Genomic DNA, 19,216 nt, shown 5'->3' with positions numbered 1-19,216 from the left:
CCGGGCGGTCGGTCGCGCCCGTCAGGCGGTCGCGTCCGCCACCGCCTCGTCGAGCGCTTCGTAGTCCGGCTCCTGTCCGGCGTTGTCCGCGAGCCAGCGGTACGTCACGGTCCCGTCCGCGTCGATCACGAAGACGGCGCGCTGCGCGACCGTCTCGACGCCGTAGCCCTCGAACGCCTCGATCACGTCGTACGCCTCGATCGCGCGGTGGTCCGGATCAGCGACCAAGGCGAACGGGAGGTCGTACTGGACGCGGTACGCGCCGAGCGCGTGCGGGAGGTCGGTGCTCACGCCGAACAGGGTGCAGTCGTCGCGGTCGAACCCGTCGCGGAGCGCCTCCATCTCGTCGGTACAGGTGTTCGAGAAGGCGGCGGGGAAGAAGGCGAGCACGATCGGCTCCTCACCGATGTGGTCGGCGAGGTCGAAGGGCTCGATGTCGCCGTCTACGAGCGATCCGGTGAAGTCGGGGGCGTCGTCGCCGACGTCTGGCATATCAGACGTCTCGTCGGCCGCGGGTATCACGGTTTCGACGGCGGAACTCCGCCGGACGCTCACCCGTCGAACCGTATCGCGGGGCGACGGGAGCCGGCCCGGTCGGCGGTCCGGGGAGAGAACCAAGTGCCCCGAAGACGAAGGGCCGGTGATGTCCCGCCCTCCACGCCGCCTCTCTCGTCGACGAACGGTACTGCTCACGGCGACCGCGTCACTAACTGCGCTGTCGGGCTGTTTCACGAACGACCAAGCGGACGGCGCCCGCGCGGAGACGGTGCTCCGGCTCGACGAGGCCTCGCCGGTCGGCGTCTCCAACGAGTTCAGCACGCCGGTCGACGCCGTCGGCCACGCGGGACGGGCGGCCGTCCGGACCGCGATCGACGGCGGGGAAGGGACCGTCGACGGGTACTACGGCCCCGGCGTCTCGGCGCCGTACGTCGTCACCGACGGCGCCGAGTACTACCGCGTCGAGACCGAAAGGATCGATTCCGTCGCGGCACCGGGCTACGCGTACACGGTCGAGGTCGATTCCGTCGACTCGTTCCTCCTCGGTCCCCCGTCGAGCGTCCCGTTCGCCGACCTCCCGGAGCACGACCGGAACGCCGTTCGGGACGCCCTCGGCGACGCGTCGCTGATCCACGCGCCGCACTACCCGCCGTTCGGAGTCACGTTCGCGTACGCGTCCGCCGAGCGGCGGGAGCGCTCGCGATTCGTGCCGGAGAACGACGGCCAACGGATCGAGTGGGACGGCGAACTGTTCCGGTTCGCGTTCGAGGGGGAACGGTCGGTCGACGTCGAGACGGTCGCCGTCCGCGCCGACCGCGTCGCCTCGTCGCAGCGCGAGTTCCGTCGGGCCGTCGGCGAGGAGCGCGGCCGGTCGATCGACGATCCGAGCGCGGACCAGCGAGCGGTCCTCGACGAGGCCGTCGATTCGGAGTACGCCGAGTCCCCGCCACACTCGGAGGCGTTCACCACGGTCCTCGACGCGCTCTCGGCCGACGGGGAGGTCGTCCCGCTCGTCCGCTACGACGGCAGCTGGTACTTCACGCATTTTTCCCGGGCGGACTGACTCGGGCGGCCCGCGCGTCGAATCGGACGAGGCAAAAAGACTATAATCGACACAGGGCTACTGCGAGACAGAGATGGTAAGTGCGACACCACTAATCGGCGGCATTCCGGCGGGGCCGGAGCTCCTCATCATCCTGCTCGTGTTGGTCCTGCTGTTCGGGGCGAACAAGATCCCGAAGCTCGCTCGGTCGACCGGGCAGGCGATGGGAGAGTTCAAGAAGGGCCGCGAACAGGTCGAAGAGGAGCTGAAAGACATGCAAGACGGTGAGACGGCGGACTCGACGCTCGACGACGAGGACGACGACCTCGACGAGCTCGAGACCGAGACCGACAAGGAAACCAGCACGTAAGCCGGCCCCCTCCGCCGACCGATCCCCGTAGTTCCGTTTTCTCCATCCGTTCTGGGCGCGTGGCCTAGCGGACAGGGCGAGAGGTTCCTAACCTCTCGATCGCGGGTTCAAATCCCGCCGCGCCCGCTATCTGCGAGCGAAGCGAGCAGTAGCGGCGCAAGCGGGATTTGAAGCAGGGAACGGAGCGAGCGGTCGAGGTGCGAGCAGAGCGAGCACCTCGACGCGAGTGGAGTGACTGAGGTTCGAATCCCGTCGCGCCCGTTCCCTCACTGCGTTCGGTCACGGGCGCGACTGGCTCCACGCTCGCTCACTGCGTTCGCTCGCGTGGATCCCGTCGCGCCCTTTTATTATGTTTAACTGGCGTTCGGCGGAGCTGTTGAGGCTATTTAACTGGCGTTCGGCGGAGCTGTTGAGGCTATTTAACTGGCGTTCGGCGGAGCTGTTGAGGCTATTTAACTGGCGTTCGGCGGAGCTGTTGAGGCTATTTAACTGGCGTTCGGCGGAGTCGACCCTTCCGAGCGAGACTCAGTCAGTACCCTCCCCTAACCGCGGGAACGAGCGCGACGCGAGTGCGACCGACCCAACCGCGATGGCGAGCGTCGCGCCCGCAAGCAGCGGGCCCGGCTCGTACAACAGCGGCGGGTGATAGCCGAACCCGTAGTCGATGACGACGTTCGCGACGCCGAGCGCCAGCGCGGTCGCGAGCGCCCCTCGAGTCGTGCGTCCGAACGCCGGGAACAGCAGCGCGAGCCCGACGAACAGCAGGTGCGTGCCGATCACGCCCCAGTAGTAGATCCAGGCGTCGGGCGCGGCGACGTACTCGCCGAACGCGAGGTTGAGCGAGACCAGCGGCCAGACGCCGAACTGGACCAGCCAGACGAACGCGAGCGTGTGGAGGTACGCCAACGGCCGCGACGCGGGGGCGTCCGCGGTGACGTCGCCGCCGCGTCGCACGGTCGCGACGAGGGTCGCGAGGACTGCGCCGCCGAGCGCGACCGCGACCGCCGAGTCCGCGTACAGCGGCCAGAGCGCGACCGGCACCTCGCCCGCGGTCGGCGCGTAGTACCCGATCCCCACCGCGAGCATGAACGCGGTGAACGCGCAGACGACGGCGAGGCTCCGCGGCGTCCCGAGCAGCTCCTCGGCGATCGCCGCCCGGACCCGCCGCCTGACCGACGGCCGGCGGAGTCGCCGAAGCCGTCGGAGCCGCTCGGTGCGTGACACGGACGACGATCGGTGCGCGGGGACCTAAAATCCGCCCGTCCGCGACGATTATCAATCGCGGTGTTTTGCGAGACACCTTTTTCAACGGACCCGCCGTTCCCCCGACCATGGCCAACGAGGACGCCGAGCGGTCCGCCCCCCGATCCGACCCCGAGGGCGATCGATCGGCGTCCGACGCAGCGGTGTCCGACGCGGCGGAGTCCGAGGCGTACGCAGCGGACCCGGACGCAGAGGGAAACTCGGCCGGAACGGACGCGGACACGGCAGAGGCAGATGCGGTGGAGGAAGATACGGCAGACGCGGACGCAACCGAACCAGACACGGATACGACCGAACCGGAAGCGACTGACCCGGACGTGGCGGACGCGGAGTCGGGAGACCGAGAGGAGAAGGACGGTTCCGACACCGGTGCGTCCGTCCCCCGGGAGTCCGACGAGCGGGACGGAACGAGCGACGGCGCGCCGGTCGTCACCGACCGGTACACCTGGCGATCGCTGCTGGCGGAACGAGGACGCGAGGACGCCGCCGAGCGCGTGTACGCCGACGTACCGGACGCGCCGGTCGTCCCGGCGGACGCGGTCGCCTTCCACCTGCCGAACGGCGTCGACCGGGTCGTCCGCGCCCCGGGCGTCGAGGAGCCCTTCGAGGCGGACGGCGAGACCGACGTCTCCGGCCACGGAACCCCCGATCGGGGGACGCTCGTGCTCGGCACCGACGCCGTCGTCCTCGACGGGGCCGCCGTCGTGCCGACCGGCGAGCGGGTGGCGGCGCCGGCGACGCCCGAACCCGCCGACAAGGACGAGCGCGAGAAAGACACCGCTGACGAGGAGAAATCCGAAAAAAACGCGGACGCCGAGACCGTCGAAGACGCTGCGCCGGACGAGGCGGGATCCGACGCCGACGAGACAGGCTCGGACGAAGTGGGAGATACGGACGAGACGGACTCGGACGAGGCCGAACGCGTTGATACCGGCCCCGAGACGGTCTTCGACGCCCCGGTCGGCCGCGGCGGCGTCTCGGGCGTCGTCGTCGCGTCCGGCGGCGACGTCGAGTCGGTCCCGTCGCGCGCGCCGACTCCGGACGAGTGGGACCGGGTCGAGTTCGACCCGGCGACGCTCCTCGGGTTCGACCCGAGCGAGACCGACTACCGGTTCCGCGCGGCGGCCGCGGTCGGGGACGTCCTCTGGGACCTGTGCGCGGCCCGGTACGACCCCTATTCCGTCCCGGTGTTGAAGGGGTACTACACGTGGGACGACTACCACGAGGAGTTCTTCCTCGACGAGGACGGGAACCCGCCGACCGAGGAGAACGAGGAGGGAGAGGCGGTGCCGCTGGAGTTCACCCACGAGGACAAGACCGAGGCGCTCGGCTTCGACCCGGACCGCACCGAGGAGCTGCTCGGCGCGGGCGGGACCGCCGCGGCCGACCTCGCCGACCTCGTCGACGAGCGGACCGTGGACGTCAACCCCGAGGTCGACGAGGACGCGTTCTTCTCGACCGACGAGGGCCACACCACGCTGACGAACCGGTACGACTTAGAGAAGGCGGTGCCGATGCCGAAGAAGACGCACTTCCAGGAAGAGGAGCGCTACTGGGTGAACAAGCCGTACGCGTTCGTCATCGTCTTCCGGTCGCGCAAGGAGAACGAGGCGAAGTACTACGCCGTCCAGCCGTACCGGACGGAGATCGAGACGGACCTCACGGAGTTCCTCACCGGGAAGCTCCGGACGTCGATCAAGTACGCCGACGAGTCGATCGCGGGCGGCGACGAGGCGTTCCGCGAGGAGGTGATCGTCGAGGAGGCGCGCTCGCTGCTCGACCGCTACGGGCTCTACGAGAACGAGGGCGACGAGCGCGGTATCGCGGACACGCTGGTCGACCGGTTCGGTATCGACCCGACGGAGGGGATCGCCGGGCGGATCGCGGAGTCGCTCGGGTACGAGCCCCCGACTGAGGAGCCGGCCGACCTGCCAAAGATCAGCGCCCGCCCGGAGCCCGCGGTGCTCGCGGAGGACTCTCGGACCCTGTCGGCCCACCAGGTCGAGAAGCTGATCTACTACCTCAAGCGGGACTTCGTCGGCTACGAGCGGATCGACCCGATCAAGTACGACATCAACGTCGAGGACATCTCCTGTGACGGGTACGACTCTCCCGTCTTCGTCTACCACTCCGAGTACGAGCAGATCATCACCAACGTCTACCACGGCACCGACGAGCTCGACGACTTCGTCGTGAAGCTCGCGCAGCGCTCCGGGAAGGGGATCTCGAAGCGCCGGCCGCAGGTGGACGCCACCCTCCCCGACGGCTCGCGGGCCCAGCTCACGCTGGGCCGCGAGGTCTCGGACCACGGGACCAACTACACGATCCGCCAGTTCAACGACGTCCCCTTCACCCCGATCGACCTGATCAACTGGAAGACGTTCTCGCTCGACGAGATGGCCTTTTTGTGGCTCTCCATCGAGAACCACAAGAGCCTGATCTTCGCGGGCGGTACCGCCTCCGGGAAGACGACCAGCCTGAACGCCGTCTCCCTCTTTATCCCCTCGAACGCGAAGATCGTCTCCATCGAGGACACGCGCGAGGTCGAACTCCCGCAGCGCAACTGGATCGCCTCCGTCACGCGCCCCTCGTTCTCCGACGACGACAAGGGCGACATCGACGAGTTCGACTTACTGGAGGCCGCGCTCCGCCAGCGCCCCGACTACATCGTCATGGGCGAGATCCGCGGCGAGGAGGGTCGCACCGCCTTCCAAGTGATGTCCACCGGTCACACCACCTACACGACGTTCCACGCCGACTCCGTCGGCGAGGTGCTCAAGCGGTTCACCACCGACCCGATCAACGTCTCGAAGACGATGTTCACGGCGCTGGACCTGGTCTCCATCCAGACCTCCACCCGCGTCCAGGGCAAAAAGGTGCGACGCAACAAGTCGATCACCGAGATCAACCACTACGACGCCGAGAACGACGAGATCAACGTCCAGGACGTGTTCCAGTGGCAGGCGGAGACGGACGAGTTCCTCCAGATGGGCGACTCGAACACCCTCGAGGACATCATGTTCGACCGCGGCTGGAGCCGGGCGACCCTCGACGAGGAGCTGCGGAAGCGCCGGGTCGTGTTGGCGTACCTCATCGACCGCGGGCTCAACAGCTACGCGCAGGTGGCGGCGACGTTCCAGGCGTTCATCAACGACCCGGAGACGGTGCTCGCGCTGATGGCCAACGAGGAGTTAGAGCGCTCGCTGGAGGACCTCCGGGAGATGGAGTCGGTGCTGATCAACGTCGACCGCGAGAAGGAGGCGCTGGTCCCCCGGCCGAAGCCGGACGCGGACGGCGAGGCGGAGGCCGCGGAGATACTCGACGGCGCCGACGACCTCTTCGAGACGTACCGCGGCGAGGTGCCCGACTCGGTCGCCGACGCCCTCTTAGAGATGGACTACGCGGGCGACGTCGAGGCCGCCCCGAGCGACCGCGAGGCGCTCGCCGAGACGGCTCGGGAGGCCAAAGCGGCCTACGACGAGCCGGCCGGCCCGGACCCGGCGCCCGCAGCGACGGACCAAGACGACCGGGACGGCGACGTCACAGACGCGCCTCCGACCGGCTCCGACCCCTCGACCGGCCCGTCACCGGACCCCTCTCACGGCGACTTCGAGGGCGTTTCCGAGGCGGGGGCGACCCCGGCCGGAGACGGCTCGGGCGACCCGGACGGGATCGACTTCGGGGAGCCGTTCGAGGAGGGGGTCGACGTGCTCTCGTCGCCGGGGGAACCATCGACTGGAGACGCGGCGCCCGACCGAGACTCGGCACCCGATACGAACGGGACATCCGACGAGACGGAGTCCAACTCGACGGCCCCCGACGTGAGCGAGGGATTCAGCACCGCGGACCGCGTCGCAGGCGAGCCGGCCGGCGAAGTCGACGACGGAGAGACGGACGGGGACGGCGGAGAGTCTGAGGGGGAAGCGGGCGAGCCCGACGACACCGTGGACGAAGAAGCGAGCGACGACGGCTCGGGCGACGACATCGACGACTGGGGGTTCGACGCCGTCGAGCCCGCGGAGGACGGGTGATCCCATGCCCGTAGCGAGGGCAGCGCCGTGAGCCTCGACGTGGACGCGGGCGACGGCGGCGTCGACGCGAACGTCCTCGCGGAGTTATGTTACCCCGTCTTCGAGCTGCTGTTCGACCCCGAGGGCGACTTCGTCGGGGACGTCGAGCGCAAGCTGGCGGAGGCGCGGATGCCCGACCAGGTCGAGATGTACGTCTCGCTGGCGCTGGCGGTCGGACTGCTGGTCGGCGGGTCGCTCTGGGCGCTCGGCACGCTGGTCGGCTACGGGGTGTTCTCGCTCGGGCTGATCGCCCCCGAGGCGCTCTCGCTCGGACTCCCCGCCCCGACGCCTGCGATTAGGGAACTGCTCCGGTCGCTCGTCGTGCCGACGGCAGTGCTTCTCAGCGGGCTCGTCTTCGGGTCGATCGGGTTCGCGATCGGGTTCGGCGGCCTCGTCGCGGTCCCGTACTCGCGGGCCTCCGCGCGGAAGCGGGAGATCAACCTCCTGCTTGCGGACTCGGTGTCGTTCATGTACGCGCTCTCCGTCGGCGGGCTCAATCAGCTGGAGATCCTGCGCGCGATGGCGACCGCCGAGGACACCTACGGCGAGGTGTCCCGCGAGTTCCAGAGCATCGTCAACGAGACGGAGTACTTCGGGACCGACTACCGGAACGCGATCCGCCAGCAGTCGATGGAGACTCCCTCAGACGAGCTCTCGCAGTTCCTCGCCGACATGCTCTCGATCGTCAACTCCGGCGGCGACATGGAGGGTTTCCTGAAGGACAAAAAGGAGAAACACCTCCGCACGTCGAAACAGGAGCGCGAGATGACCTTGGAGACCTTAGAGCTGTTCGGCGAGATGTACATGACGCTCTCTCTGTTCCCCCTCCTTCTCATCATCATCCTCGTCATCATGGGGATGATGGGCGAGGCCGACGACCGGCTGCTGTACGCGACCGTGTACGTCCTCATTCCCCTGGTCGGCGCCGGGTTCCTTGTGCTGGTCTCGACGGTGAAACAGGACGAGCCCGGCGACGGCTACCTCCAGCCGGACGGCGGCAGCGAACGGCTCCGACAGACGAGCCAAGAGGGGCTCTTCCACTTCGGGCTCGTGGAGGCGTTCGTCGGGAGCTTCTCCGTCTTCGACCGCATCCGCGACCGCGAGGGCACCCACAAGACGATGCGGATCCTCTCGGCGCCGCACCTCTTCCTCCGCGAGAACCCGCTGTACACCCTCGCGTTGACCGTGCCCGCGGCGCTCGCGCTCGTCGTCGTCGCGGTCGCGGCCGGCTCGGCGCCGACGACGTTCGACGGCTGGGTCGGCCGCCCGGTGTGGTCGGCGTTCGTCTGGCTCTACGTGCCGCTGTACGTCGTGTTGATCCCGCTCGGGATCTTCTACGAGTGGCACCAGCGCTCGCGGCGGGCGGTGACCGGGAAGCTCTCGGAGACGCTCCGGAAGCTCTCCTCCGCGAACGACACCGGACAGACGCTGCTGGAGTCCGTCCAGACGGTCTCGGAGACGTCGACCGGGAAGCTCGCCGAGGAGTTCGAGGTGATCCACGCGAAGGTGAACTACGGGATGAGCCTGCGGGACGCCCTCGTGGAGTTCAACAACTCGTACGCCGTCCCGCGGCTCGCGCGGACGGTGAAGCTGATCACCGAGGCGCAGGAGGCCTCCTCGCAGATCACGGACGTGCTGACGACGGCCGCGCAGGCCTCCGAGAACCAGGACGACATCGAGCGCGAGCGCAAGTCCCGCACCCGGATGCAGGTCGCGATCATCGTGATGACGTACGTCACGCTGCTGGGCGTGATGGCCATCCTCCAGACGCAGTTCATCGACGTGATGGGCGACCTGGTGAGCCAGAGCGACGGGGGCGGCGGGGCGGGGTTCGGCGGCGGCGGGGGCGGCGTCGACCCCGACGTGCTCTCGTTGCTGTTCTTCCACGCCGTGACGATTCAGGCGATCCTCTCGGGCTTTATCAGTGGCTACATCCGCGACGCGGCGCTGATATCGGGCGTCAAGTACGCCGTGATCCTGATGACGCTGGCGCTGGGGGTGTGGATCTATGTCGGATGACCGCGGCCAGACCGTACTCGATTTCGTCGTCGGGATGTCGGTCGACGTGGACTGTACGCGGAGATCGGCCGCTCTGCGGCCGATATCCCCGGTTATCTGTGGCATCTCTTTGAGCAAGTCGATCGTCGTGCGGTACGACGTATCGAGGTGAATCCGGAGACAATGGAGCGAAACGAGTGCGTAGTCGGCGAATCCGCTACTCGCCGCTCCGCAAACTTCTCACCGACGTGAGATTGTCCCCGAGAGCGTGGGTCAGAATTTATCAGAGCTGATATTTTAAGAGCAGTTTTTATACGTCGGCTCTCTCTGAGTATCATGTAATGTTCTATTTCGTACGGAATCACTCTCTCCAAAGCCGGTCCTCCGTTCGACCGAACTCAGATGTATAACGGTAGCGACCATCCCGCGGAACGCGTACACCCTCCGTAACGATCGTAAGGTAACTCGAAGTGACACCACCTCGCCCATCGAAGCGACTCACGTCGGATCGTCGCGGCCAGACGCTCCAAGACTACGTCATCGGGGTGTCGATATTTCTCCTCACGACTGCGTTCGTCGTGGGATTCATTCCGACTCTCTTCACACCGTTTACAGCGCCTGTCGACGCTTCACAGACCGCACAGGCCGACAGGTACGCCGCCGAAGTGCTCTCGGAGGTCACCCAACCCGACTCGAAGAACGTGCTCGACGGCGCTGAAACTGACTCGTTTTTCGCGAACGAGTCTAATTTGGACGGAATACCGACGGCCGAACAGAGCGACGTGAACGTGACGCTCGTGGACGGAAACGGGACGGTCCAACACACGGTCGGCCCGCCGTATCAGGGCGAGTCCACGGCCGCCGCGACACGCGTCGTCGTCCCGGAGTCGGGCTACGTGGGTAACCACACCTGTACCGCTACCTGTCGTATCGAGGTGCGACTATGGTAACCGGTCCGCCGAAACGGCGACCGCCGTCCGACGCGGATCGCGGGCAAGCGTACACTCTCGAAGGCGTTATTTCCGCAGTCGTGATCCTCACGGCGCTACTGTTAGCGACGACTGCGGTGGTGATTACGCCCACCACGGCCGGAACGATCGATCGGGAAACGATGGCGCAGTTGGGGACGCAGACAGACGACGTTCTCGCGGCCGCTCACGAGCGGGGCGCGCTTCGTGAAGCCGCACTGTATTGGGACTCCCAGGACGGACAATCGGGGTGGCCGACCGCGTACCAGCCCGGCGATGCCTGCCCCGAAACGATAGCGGACGAGCCGCTCACGCTGTGTATTCTCCTCGAAGAGACGTTCACTTCCCGGTTCTATCGGTACAACGTCTATCTGGATTATCAGACGCAGGGGAAGACGACGGAGACGGAGCCGCTGTTCGTCCAAGGGGCCCCCGGTCGAAACGCGGTCACCGCGACCCGTTCGATAGCGCTTCACGACGGGATGGAGTTGACACACGCACCCGGCGGTACCCTCGGAGGGAACGTCTCGGAGTTCTACGCCGCGGACCTCGACGACCCGACGCTGGTAAACGTGGTCGAAGTACGGGTGGTCGTCTGGTGATCCCGAAGCTCGACGACCGCGGTCAACTGATGCTCGTGGGGGCGGTCGTGATGGCGGCGAGTCTCTTGGCACTCGTCGTCGTGCTGAACTCTACGATCTACACCCAAAACACCAACCCCGGAAGTTCCCTCGGGGAGATGAACGAGGTGGAGCGACAGTTGGAAGTCGTTCGAACGGACGTGGACCGCCTCACCGACCGACTTGGACAACGAGACGGCTACGTCGACATCCACGAATTGAACGCGACGTTGACCGTTTACGGCGATCGGAAGGCGGAGCAGATCGTCGACCGGCGGCCGGCGTATCTCGATGTGACGCTGAACGAGAGCGCGTCCGAGCTCGAAAGAGAGGCTCTTCGGCAGAGCAACCGCTCGCGAGCCGTCCTCTCGCGGTCGAACCAAAGCGACTGGACCCTCGTGGAGAACGCGACGTTCAACGAATCCACCCCGTTCGAGCTCGTCATCGAACCGCGGAGCCCGACGCCGACGACGTTCATCGCCGAGGGCGAGGACGGCGGCGATTGGCGCCTCAACGTTAGCCAAGGCCCGTCGAATACCGTCAGCGTCGAGGTCACGTACGACAACGGAACCACGGTCAGCGAGTCGGTCTCGGGGAACGCGACTCGGGTGAACGTCACCGGCGGAGCGATCAACGGAACCCAGCGCTTCTCGTTCGCTCCGGGACTGGACGCCCCGTACGACCTCCGCGTGGAAAACGGTCACCGGTCCGACGGTGCGTATCATATCCTCGTCGACGAGGCCAGCGACGTCGACACCGGGAACTTCCACACCGACCCTGGTGACGGTCAGCCGTACGTCGGCCGCGAGCTGTCGACCGCCGTCGTCGACGTCGAATACGCGAGCGACAAAGTGTCCGCGGAGTCGCAGATCACGGTCCGGATCGGGGGAGATTCGGAATGAAAGGCCTCGGTGTAACAGACCGGCTTCGGGGCGACCGGCGGGGGGTTTCGGTCGCGTTGACACACGTACTCACGATGGGGATTACCTCCGTGCTGATCGCCGGGCTCATCATCACTGCGGGCGGCGCGGTCGAAACGCAACGCGAGCGGGCGGTAGAGGGCGAACTCACGACGATCGGAGAACGGATCGGGACGGAACTCACGGCACTGGACCGCGTCGCCGACCCGACGAACTCGACGATGACCGTCGAGACGTCACACCCCGAGCGGGTCGTGAACTCACGCTACCGAGTGCGACTGACATCGAATTACGGAGACTGTCGGACGGACGCCTGCCTCGTGCTCGAATCGCGGGCGATCGAAACCCCGGTCGTGATCCCCGTCCGCGACGACATCGACACCGTCGAGTCGACCGCCTTCGGAGGGGCGATCAGACTCGTTCACAACGGGACCGCGGTCCGCGTGGAGCGTGCGCAGCCATGACTGCGAACGAGCGCGCCGTAAGCGACATGGTCGGATTCGTCCTCTCGTTTTCACTCATCCTACTCGCTGTCAGCGCCGTGTACACCGGCGGATTCGCCGCTATCACCGAGCAACAGCAGGAGGAACAGATACACAACACCGAGCGCGCGATGTCGGTGCTCGCGGAGAACTTTCACGACATCGAGCGGGGAAACGCGCCGACACGGGCGGGCGAGTTCCGACTATCGGGAGGCACGCTATCGCTGGACCGCACCGCGAGGTTCACCGTGTCTGTTGGACTCGATAACGGGACGTTCGCGGAGACCGTCCGAACCGGGTCACTCTCGTACGCGAAAGACGAGACCGAGATAAGCTACGAGAACGGAGCGGTCCTGCGGACGAACGACGACTACGGATTCGTGTCACGCCCACCGACCGTGACGTGTCGAGACGGGAAGGCGATCATCTCGTTGGTCGAGATCGATCCGCGCGGTAACGTCACGTCGACGAGTGGGGACGGATCGGTACTGGTCACGGTCGCGAAGCAGGACTCCGGAATGTACTACCCGAGGCGGGAAAACGGGACCGTCGTCAACGAGGCCGACGTGGCTCGAAACGTGACGATCCGGGTCGAGGAGTCACGTCACGAGAAAGCTTGGGAAGGGTGGTTCGCCGACCGCGAGGGATGGAACCAGACGGCAGCGGGCTACACGTGCGAGGCCGATACCGTGTACGTTCGGACGACCAAGGTGACGGTAGGGTTCCTGCCGTAACAGGCCCGTGACGGCAAGGCCCGGGCGAGGCCGAGACGAGCGGCTCGATTTCGATCGGCTGAGCGATTCGCTCACTCGTTGGTGGTCTCGATGATGACCTCGTTCGTCGTCAGTCTGATCTCGAACCCACCGGCGACCTCCTTGCCCTCCTGGTCTTCTATCTCCAACAGTACGATCGCGTCGTTGTAATTGGGATCGCCGATATCGTCTTTCGCGCTCTCCCACGTAGCGTCCGGGTCGGTGATCTCGAAGAGGAACACCACTTGGTTGTCCTCAAGCTGTAGGTGTCCCGTCTCGTTGAGCAGCGGGCCGAGAACTTCTTCGGCGTTGCGCTGCCGGTACCTCGTCTCTATCACCGGCATCTCGTCGCCGTTCTTGAGCACTCTGACGTTCTCCGGATTCTCACCCGCGGACGCGTCCGTCCGGAGATTCACCGAGCCGAGATCGTCGCAGTTGTAGTGATACCACGTCGCTCCGTCGTACGTGTCCGCCCCGGCGTAGTCGTAATCTGCACACGACCACTGCGTCGCTCGGACCGACACTGTCGCTCCCGCCTCGACTTCGAACTCGTGAGTCCACTCGGAGAGTTGAGTCTCTCGGTCGTTGAGGTTCTGCTCGGCGGTGACGGGGTCACCCGGATCGTACGGTCCGTCGGGCCACGGTCGCATCTGCTCGTCGTCGGTCACGACTCCCATCGTAACCGGGGCCCAGTATTTTCGCATGCCGCCCCACCAGATGGGCGTCTGACTGGACACCTCCGTTCCCAGGACCGTCGTCGAGACAGTCGCGTTCTCCGAGACGCTGATCTCGCTTTCGTTCCCCCCGACGCCGAAGTCCACGCCCTCGGAGATCGTTACCGTCACCGAGTCGTCGTCGGGATCGGCGTTGTCGAGGTCGTACGTCGAATTCGTCGAGACTTCACTTTCGAGGTATCTGCCCCACACGTCGGCGTAGCGGCTCTCGACGGTAACGGTCATCTGCGACGCGTTCGAGCAGTTCGCCATAAGCTGGGAGTACTCGCGAGAGCGTTCACGAGAGTATTCGAGGTTCTTCGTCGCCTGGAGCGTCTCCACCTGTCCGCCGGCGCTGCCGTTGATGTTCACGGACGGGAACGTCAGCGTTCCGTCCTTGTACTCCATATCGGGAGGCGAAACCATCTCGTTGCCGCTCGGCGTCGCTCTCCAGATCCCACCGCCCTGATAGGTGACGGTCGAGTGACCGTCGCTCTCGTAGTGAAGCGATCCCATCGGAATCACGAACGGGGTACAGCTTGGGCCGCCGTCGAGTTCGATCACCATCTCCGCGTTGTCGGCGATGCGTACCGATTGGCCCTCGCTGGGGTCGAAAGCGAGCGTGTGTTGGAGGTTGTCGCTGAACGCGACCTCACTCAGCCGGGAGTCGATCTCCCGCATCGTCTGTTCCGCGTCTTGCCCCTGAATTTCGCCCCTGAGGTCGCCCATCATGGCGGTTCCGAAGTAGAGGGTCACCGACGCTGCTACGACAATCATCCCGATCAACAGGACGAACCCGATGAGGGTCGACTGCCCTCGTTCCCGGCTTCGAGGTGTCGTGGGCGGTGTCATGAGTATTCTCGACGAAGCAGCATCAAGTGCCCCGGCAGGCCGCTACGAACACGTCGTCAATCTGAAACCGATAAGCTTTCGGTCAAAGTATTGGGTATGATAACCACCGCTGTCGATCAGGCCTCAGTGGCCTGTGAAGATCGAACTGAAGTCTCCGGCTTCAACTCCTTTGATTTAGCGGCCCACCTCGCTGCTGTATAACGATTCAACACAGCCGTTCGGAGACGTGAGGGCGCCCGACTCTGCCGCCGCGGGATAGCTTTCCGGCCGGTGCGCCCCGAAGCGGTCGCGGCGAGCCGTGGATATATCTCGCCGGCGCCCCTTCCGGCACCCGTGACAGAGCGACTCTACCTCGCCGACGACGCGGTGACGGCGTTCGAGGCGACCGTCGAGCGCGTCCTGTCGGACCCGGACCGGATCGTCCTCGACCGGACTCACTTCTACCCGACCGGCGGCGGCCAGCCGCACGACGCCGGAACGATCCGGGTCGTCGGCGACGGCGGAACCGCCCGCTGGCGCGTCGTCGACGTCGAGATGCGGGACACGGTGTACCACGAGATCGAACCGGTCAACGCGGCGGCCGATCCCGACGACGGGGCGGTCGACGCGGACGAACCGCCCGCGCTCCCGGAACCCGGTACCGAGGTCGCCTGCGAGATCGACGCCGACCGCCGCGCGGCGCACTCGCGGTATCACACCGCACAGCACCTGCTGTCGGCGCTGCTGCTCGACGAGTTCGACGCGCGGACGACCGGGAACCAGCTGTATCACGACCGCGCGCGCCTCGACGCCGAGTACGACCGGTTCGCCGACGCCGACCTCGACCGGATCGAGGCGCGGCTCAACGAACTCGTCGCGGACGGGCGAGCGGTGTCGAGCTACACGATGGACCGCGAGACCGCGGAGGCGACGCTGGACACCGACCGCACGCGGATCGACCTCCTCCCCGACTCGATCGAGGAGCTCCGGATCGTCGAGATCGCGGGCGCGGACGACGCGAACGAGCCGTACGACCGCACCGCCTGCGCCGGGACCCACGTCTCGAACACGGCCGACATCGGCGAGGTCGTCGTCACCGGGCGGGAGACGAAGGGCCCCGACGAGGAGCGCGTCCGGTTCGCGCTCGCCGAACACGTCGACGCGGACTGACGGCGGCGTCGGCGCCGCGAGGGCCGGTTCGGCGCTCGTCCGCGATCCCGCCGTTTAAATACGATCCGCGGTAGGTTCGGGCATGAAGTTCTGCGACGAGTGCGGATCCATGATGAAGTCCGGCGAGGGCGAGGACCACTGGGTGTGCGACTCCTGCGGCCACGAGATCGGGCGCGAGGACGGCGACGACGAGTGGACCACCGAGTCGCAGGTCGAGTCCGAAATCGTCGACGTGAGCGACGCCGAGGACAAGGGGCTCCCGACGACGACCGCCCAGTGTCCCGAGTGCGACAACGACCAGGCGTACTGGTACATGCAGCAGATCCGCGCGGCCGACGAGTCCGAAACCCGCTTTTTCGTCTGTACCGAGTGCGAACACAAGTGGCGCGAGGACGACCACTGACCGCGTTTTCGCCCGCACGGATCCTCCTCACGCCGCCGATATGACTCCTCGACCGTCGCCGGTCTGACCTCTCTCCCGCCGCCCGTCCGTTTTATTCCCGTCCGGAGAGAGGCGGGACCATGGAGCCACCGGCCGTCCCCGGCGACCGCCTCGACGGCTGGACGCTCGTCGCGGAGGCGACGGAGCGCCCCTTCGAGGCCGGCCCGGTCTCGGTCACGGCCGGGACGACGCGCTACGAGCGCGAGACCCCGTCACCGCGGCCGTTCTTCTTCGCGAGCCGGCTCCGGGTCACGCCGGAGGCCGGACCGAACCCCGCCCTGACCCGGCTCGTCGAGTCACGGGCCCGAGAGGGGTTCCGCGATCGCCTCGCCGACCGCGACATCACCGACCTCGCGCGCCGCGACGAGCGACGCCTCGACGTCGACGACCCGGACGCGTCGCGCGCGACGCTCACCGTGTTTCACGGCCGCTGTGCGGTCGACGGCGAACGGGTTCCCGTAGAGGCCCTGCTCGCGGTGTGGGAGGCCGGCGAGTACCTGCTCGCGGGCGGCGCCTATCCGATCGATGACGGCTTCGAGGCGACGAGACAGGACGTGCTGTCGCTGGTGCGCGGCGTTCGGCCGCCGGACGCCGAGGGCGGTGCCGTCGAGCACTCGGAATAGCCGGTCAGCAGTCGACCGCGCCGGCGCTCGACTCGATCGGCGACCCGTCGTCTTCGTAGCCGGCGTCGCCGACCGAGCCGGCGAACATCGGAAGCTGGAGTTCGTAGGTGTACAGCACGTCGAACGCCGCGAACGGGTCGATTCCGTCGGCGATCGCCTGCCGGGCGGTCAGCCTGACGCCCGCGGCGAGGGTCACGATCGGTTCGCCGTCGAGTCGCCCGGCGGTCTCGACGCCGAACTCGTTGCCCGCGCCGGGGTCGGTCAACACGGAGAGGTGGACCACCGTCTCCATCGTCGCCCCACCCTCGCCGTCGCCGATCGAGATCGGGTACCCGCTGCCGGTGAAACACCGCGTGATCGGGGCGACCTCAGTCCGGTCCGCGTCGACGCCGGGCCCCGCGGTCGCTGGACCGACGACGGGACTTTCAACCGCCGGCTGCGTCGCCGTCGCCCCCGTCGTCACGGGCTGGCCCGCGACCGCGCCGGCGCCGAGGCTCGCGGCGAGGAGCAGCAGCGCGAGCGCGAGGGCGCGTGTCCGTTGCGGGCGCGTCATCGGCCGTCCCTTCGTCGGCCCGGTTTAAATCACCGCGGTCGACGGTATCAGTCGAGAGAATCGCCGCCGAGCAGGCCCTCGACCAGCAGCTCCGCGGACGCGACGTTCGTCGCCAGCGGCACGTCCTTCACGTCGCAGACGCGCAGCAGCGCCGAGATGTCGGGCTCGTGCGCCTGCGCGGTCAGCGGGTCCCGGAGGAAGACGACGCCGTCGATCCGGTCGCTCGCGATCATCGCCCCGATCTGGAGGTCGCCGCCGAACGGCCCCGAGGCCTGCCGGTTCACGGAGAGCCCGGTGGCGTCCGCGATCCGTTTCCCCGTCGTCCCGGTGGTCACCAGTTCGCACTCGTCGAGGACGTCCGTGTGCGACTCGACGAACGCGACCATCTCGTCTTTCAGTTCGTCGTGAGCGATGAGCGCGATGCGCATACGGGGCGGTCGCTCCGGCGTCGCTTAAGTACTCGCCTCCCCGTCGCTTTCGTCGACCTCGTCGCCGCCGAGCCCCCGCCGCGCCCCGAACCGGCCGAGCGCGACGCGGGTTAGCGTCCCGGGGCTGTGTCGGCGGATCACCGACAGGGCGTTTGTCGCGAAAACGGCGACGCCGAGCGTCACCAGGGACGTCCCGGCGAGCGCCGGTCCCCGGGCTCCGCCCCCGAGCGTCGTCCCCGACGCGCCCGCGAGGAGGTCGGCGGCGACGACGAGCGCGGTCCCGGCGAACAGCAAGGCCCCGTCGGCGGCCGCGAGGCGGTCGTCGTAGAGGTCGTCGACCATCGGCACCGCCTCGAACCCGAGGCGGTCGCTGTACCGCTCGACCCAGACGACGAACGGGACGACGTGGTACAGCGTCCCGAGGATCACGGACCCGACGACGCCGAGCAGCAGCAGCGGGGCGCTGCCGGGCCCGCCGAGGACGTGTTCCGGGGCTGTCGGCGACCGCAGCCACGCCGGCGCGGCGGTCGCGACCCAAGCGGCGAGCGCGAGCGCCACGACGGCGTACCGCGTGTGCATCGGCGTGCGCTCGACGCGCATCTCGGAGAGCCGGCGGGCGAGGACGACCGCGAACCCGAGCGCGGCGACGAGGATCAGGCTCGCGCCGACGCGGGCGAGGGTCGGCGCGCCGACCAGCCGCCCCGCCGCGAGCGCGACGACGCCGACCGGGTGGCCGACCTCCTCGACCGCGCGGAAGCGATGGTCGATCCCGCGGAGCTCCGTCTGCGTGAACATCGTGCCGAGCTGGTAGAGGGCGCCGTATATCGTCGTGAGCACCGCGCCGAAGACGGCGAGGGTGACGTGGGCGCCGCGGACGCCCGCGTGCGAGACCCCGACCCGCGCGAGGAGGGCGGATCCGAGGTCCGCCGCGAGGAGGACGCCGAGGACGGTCAGAACGACGAAGAACCCGAGCGCGACGGCGAAACGGCGCTCGGTCACGTCGAACTCCTCGACCGTGGCGAGCGTTCGGCCGACGTTGTAGACGAACGCCCAGAAGCCGCAGAGCATGACGGCGCCGAACCCCGCGAGCCAGTGGAGCCGGCCCAGCGCGAGCGCGGCCGCGAACCCGACCAGTCCCCCCACGACGAGCGCGAGCTGGGCGCTCGCGAGCCGCCGCGAGCGGAGCGTCGTCCCGGACCACACCGGGACGAACTGCGTCATCGCGCCCATGATCGTCACGCACACCCATCCGACTAACAGCAGGTGGACGTGGACGAGCCCGCCCAGCCCCGGCACCGCGTCGACGACCAAGCCGATCCCGACGAGCAGCGCACCGCCGAGGAGGGTCAGCCCCACGAGGAAATGTCGAAGCGGGACCGTCATCGGCGGCCCCCGCGCCGTGTCAATGTCGCCCGGAACTGCTCCCATGGTCGGATCACGGACCGCCGCCGCCCTCCGACTGTTCCCGAAGAT

18 protein-coding genes, 1 tRNA gene and 1 pseudogene are annotated in these 19,216 nt (G+C 67.4%); 13 read left to right on the top strand and 7 right to left on the bottom strand.

Annotation, left to right across the window (positions count from 1 at the left end; genetic code table 11):
- Positions 1 to 21: 21 nt before the first annotated feature.
- Positions 22 to 492 carry a redoxin domain-containing protein gene (locus DVK07_RS03445; RefSeq protein WP_121595919.1) on the bottom strand — a complete coding sequence of 157 codons (471 nt, stop codon included), beginning with the start codon at positions 490 to 492 and terminating at the stop codon, positions 22 to 24.
- Between the two features lie 151 nt (positions 493 to 643).
- On the opposite strand from DVK07_RS03445, the gene DVK07_RS03440 reads away from it, so the two are divergent.
- The 3 genes from DVK07_RS03440 to DVK07_RS03430 all read left to right on the top strand — a co-directional run bounded on the left by DVK07_RS03440 (position 644) and on the right by DVK07_RS03430 (position 2,036).
- Positions 644 to 1,561, top strand: a complete 918-nt coding sequence (locus tag DVK07_RS03440; protein WP_121595748.1) for a hypothetical protein — start codon at positions 644 to 646, stop codon at positions 1,559 to 1,561.
- A 73-nt stretch (positions 1,562 to 1,634) separates the two neighbouring features.
- The gene (locus DVK07_RS03435) at positions 1,635 to 1,910 is read left to right on the top strand and encodes a twin-arginine translocase TatA/TatE family subunit (protein WP_121595747.1); all 276 of its coding nucleotides are present in this window, start codon (positions 1,635 to 1,637) and stop codon (positions 1,908 to 1,910) included.
- Between the two features lie 53 nt (positions 1,911 to 1,963).
- Positions 1,964 to 2,036, top strand: a tRNA-Arg gene (locus tag DVK07_RS03430).
- 399 nt (positions 2,037 to 2,435) lie between these two features.
- Here the strand turns inward: DVK07_RS03430 and DVK07_RS03425 are convergent.
- Positions 2,436 to 3,134 carry a DUF1405 domain-containing protein gene (locus DVK07_RS03425; protein WP_121595746.1) on the bottom strand — a complete coding sequence of 233 codons (699 nt, stop codon included), beginning with the start codon at positions 3,132 to 3,134 and terminating at the stop codon, positions 2,436 to 2,438.
- A gap of 107 nt (positions 3,135 to 3,241) precedes the next feature.
- Here DVK07_RS03425 and DVK07_RS03420 point away from each other — a divergent pair, with 107 nt between their 5' ends.
- Both DVK07_RS03420 and DVK07_RS03415 read left to right on the top strand, forming a co-directional pair.
- Positions 3,242 to 7,204 carry an ATPase, T2SS/T4P/T4SS family gene (locus DVK07_RS03420; protein WP_121595745.1) on the top strand — a complete coding sequence of 1,321 codons (3,963 nt, stop codon included), beginning with the start codon at positions 3,242 to 3,244 and terminating at the stop codon, positions 7,202 to 7,204.
- 27 nt (positions 7,205 to 7,231) lie between these two features.
- Positions 7,232 to 9,262 (top strand): type II secretion system F family protein, encoded by a 2,031-nt coding sequence (locus tag DVK07_RS03415; protein ID WP_121595744.1) that lies wholly within the window; start codon positions 7,232 to 7,234, stop codon positions 9,260 to 9,262.
- Between the two features lie 45 nt (positions 9,263 to 9,307).
- Here the strand turns inward: DVK07_RS03415 and DVK07_RS03410 are convergent.
- A pseudogene (locus DVK07_RS03410) lies at positions 9,308 to 9,457 on the bottom strand (IS5/IS1182 family transposase); the annotation flags it as partial.
- Between the two features lie 254 nt (positions 9,458 to 9,711).
- Between DVK07_RS03410 and DVK07_RS23555 the strand changes: the two are divergent.
- From DVK07_RS23555 to DVK07_RS03385, 5 genes are all read left to right on the top strand, one after another.
- On the top strand, positions 9,712 to 10,191 hold the full coding sequence (locus tag DVK07_RS23555; RefSeq protein WP_147441073.1) for a hypothetical protein: 480 nt from the start codon (positions 9,712 to 9,714) through the stop codon (positions 10,189 to 10,191).
- A gap of 119 nt (positions 10,192 to 10,310) precedes the next feature.
- Positions 10,311 to 10,811, top strand: coding sequence for a hypothetical protein (locus DVK07_RS03400; protein ID WP_147441072.1), 501 nt, complete (start codon positions 10,311 to 10,313; stop codon positions 10,809 to 10,811).
- Positions 10,808 to 11,731 (top strand): hypothetical protein, encoded by a 924-nt coding sequence (locus DVK07_RS03395; RefSeq protein WP_121595741.1) that lies wholly within the window; start codon positions 10,808 to 10,810, stop codon positions 11,729 to 11,731. Before DVK07_RS03400 ends, DVK07_RS03395 begins: the two co-directional genes overlap by 4 nt.
- A gap of 74 nt (positions 11,732 to 11,805) precedes the next feature.
- Complete coding sequence (locus tag DVK07_RS03390; protein ID WP_199719409.1) at positions 11,806 to 12,213, top strand: hypothetical protein; 408 nt, start codon at positions 11,806 to 11,808, stop codon at positions 12,211 to 12,213.
- Positions 12,210 to 12,965 (top strand): hypothetical protein, encoded by a 756-nt coding sequence (locus DVK07_RS03385; protein WP_147441071.1) that lies wholly within the window; start codon positions 12,210 to 12,212, stop codon positions 12,963 to 12,965. The genes DVK07_RS03390 and DVK07_RS03385 overlap by 4 nt, the downstream gene beginning before the upstream one ends.
- 71 nt (positions 12,966 to 13,036) lie before the next feature.
- Here DVK07_RS03385 and DVK07_RS03380 read toward each other — a convergent pair whose 3' ends face one another.
- Complete coding sequence (locus DVK07_RS03380; protein ID WP_147441070.1) at positions 13,037 to 14,548, bottom strand: hypothetical protein; 1,512 nt, start codon at positions 14,546 to 14,548, stop codon at positions 13,037 to 13,039.
- Positions 14,549 to 14,881: 333 nt separating this feature from the next.
- Here DVK07_RS03380 and DVK07_RS03375 point away from each other — a divergent pair, with 333 nt between their 5' ends.
- The 3 genes from DVK07_RS03375 (at position 14,882) to DVK07_RS03365 (ending at position 16,762) form a co-directional block, all read left to right on the top strand.
- Positions 14,882 to 15,697 carry an alanyl-tRNA editing protein gene (locus DVK07_RS03375; protein ID WP_121595737.1) on the top strand — a complete coding sequence of 272 codons (816 nt, stop codon included), beginning with the start codon at positions 14,882 to 14,884 and terminating at the stop codon, positions 15,695 to 15,697.
- A gap of 82 nt (positions 15,698 to 15,779) precedes the next feature.
- Entirely contained in the window at positions 15,780 to 16,100 is a 321-nt protein-coding gene (locus tag DVK07_RS03370; protein ID WP_121595736.1) for a transcription factor S, read from the top strand.
- Positions 16,101 to 16,219: 119 nt separating this feature from the next.
- A complete protein-coding gene (locus DVK07_RS03365; protein ID WP_121595735.1) occupies positions 16,220 to 16,762 on the top strand; it encodes a DUF6517 family protein in 543 nt (180 codons plus the stop codon).
- Positions 16,763 to 16,766: 4 nt separating this feature from the next.
- Here DVK07_RS03365 and DVK07_RS03360 read toward each other — a convergent pair whose 3' ends face one another.
- From DVK07_RS03360 to DVK07_RS03350, 3 genes are read right to left on the bottom strand one after another with little or no spacing between them, the layout of a single operon-like run.
- Positions 16,767 to 17,315, bottom strand: a complete 549-nt coding sequence (locus tag DVK07_RS03360; protein ID WP_121595734.1) for a hypothetical protein — start codon at positions 17,313 to 17,315, stop codon at positions 16,767 to 16,769.
- A gap of 47 nt (positions 17,316 to 17,362) precedes the next feature.
- Complete coding sequence (locus DVK07_RS03355; RefSeq protein ID WP_121595733.1) at positions 17,363 to 17,743, bottom strand: methylglyoxal synthase; 381 nt, start codon at positions 17,741 to 17,743, stop codon at positions 17,363 to 17,365.
- Between the two features lie 24 nt (positions 17,744 to 17,767).
- Positions 17,768 to 19,126, bottom strand: coding sequence for a hypothetical protein (locus DVK07_RS03350; RefSeq protein WP_233565378.1), 1,359 nt, complete (start codon positions 19,124 to 19,126; stop codon positions 17,768 to 17,770).
- Between the last annotated feature and the right edge of the window lie 90 nt (positions 19,127 to 19,216).

The organism is Halorubrum sp. Atlit-26R, from assembly GCF_003666015.1.
Taxonomy (GTDB): Archaea; Halobacteriota; Halobacteria; order Halobacteriales; family Haloferacaceae; genus Halorubrum.
This window is presented reverse-complemented; position numbering and strand designations above follow the sequence as displayed.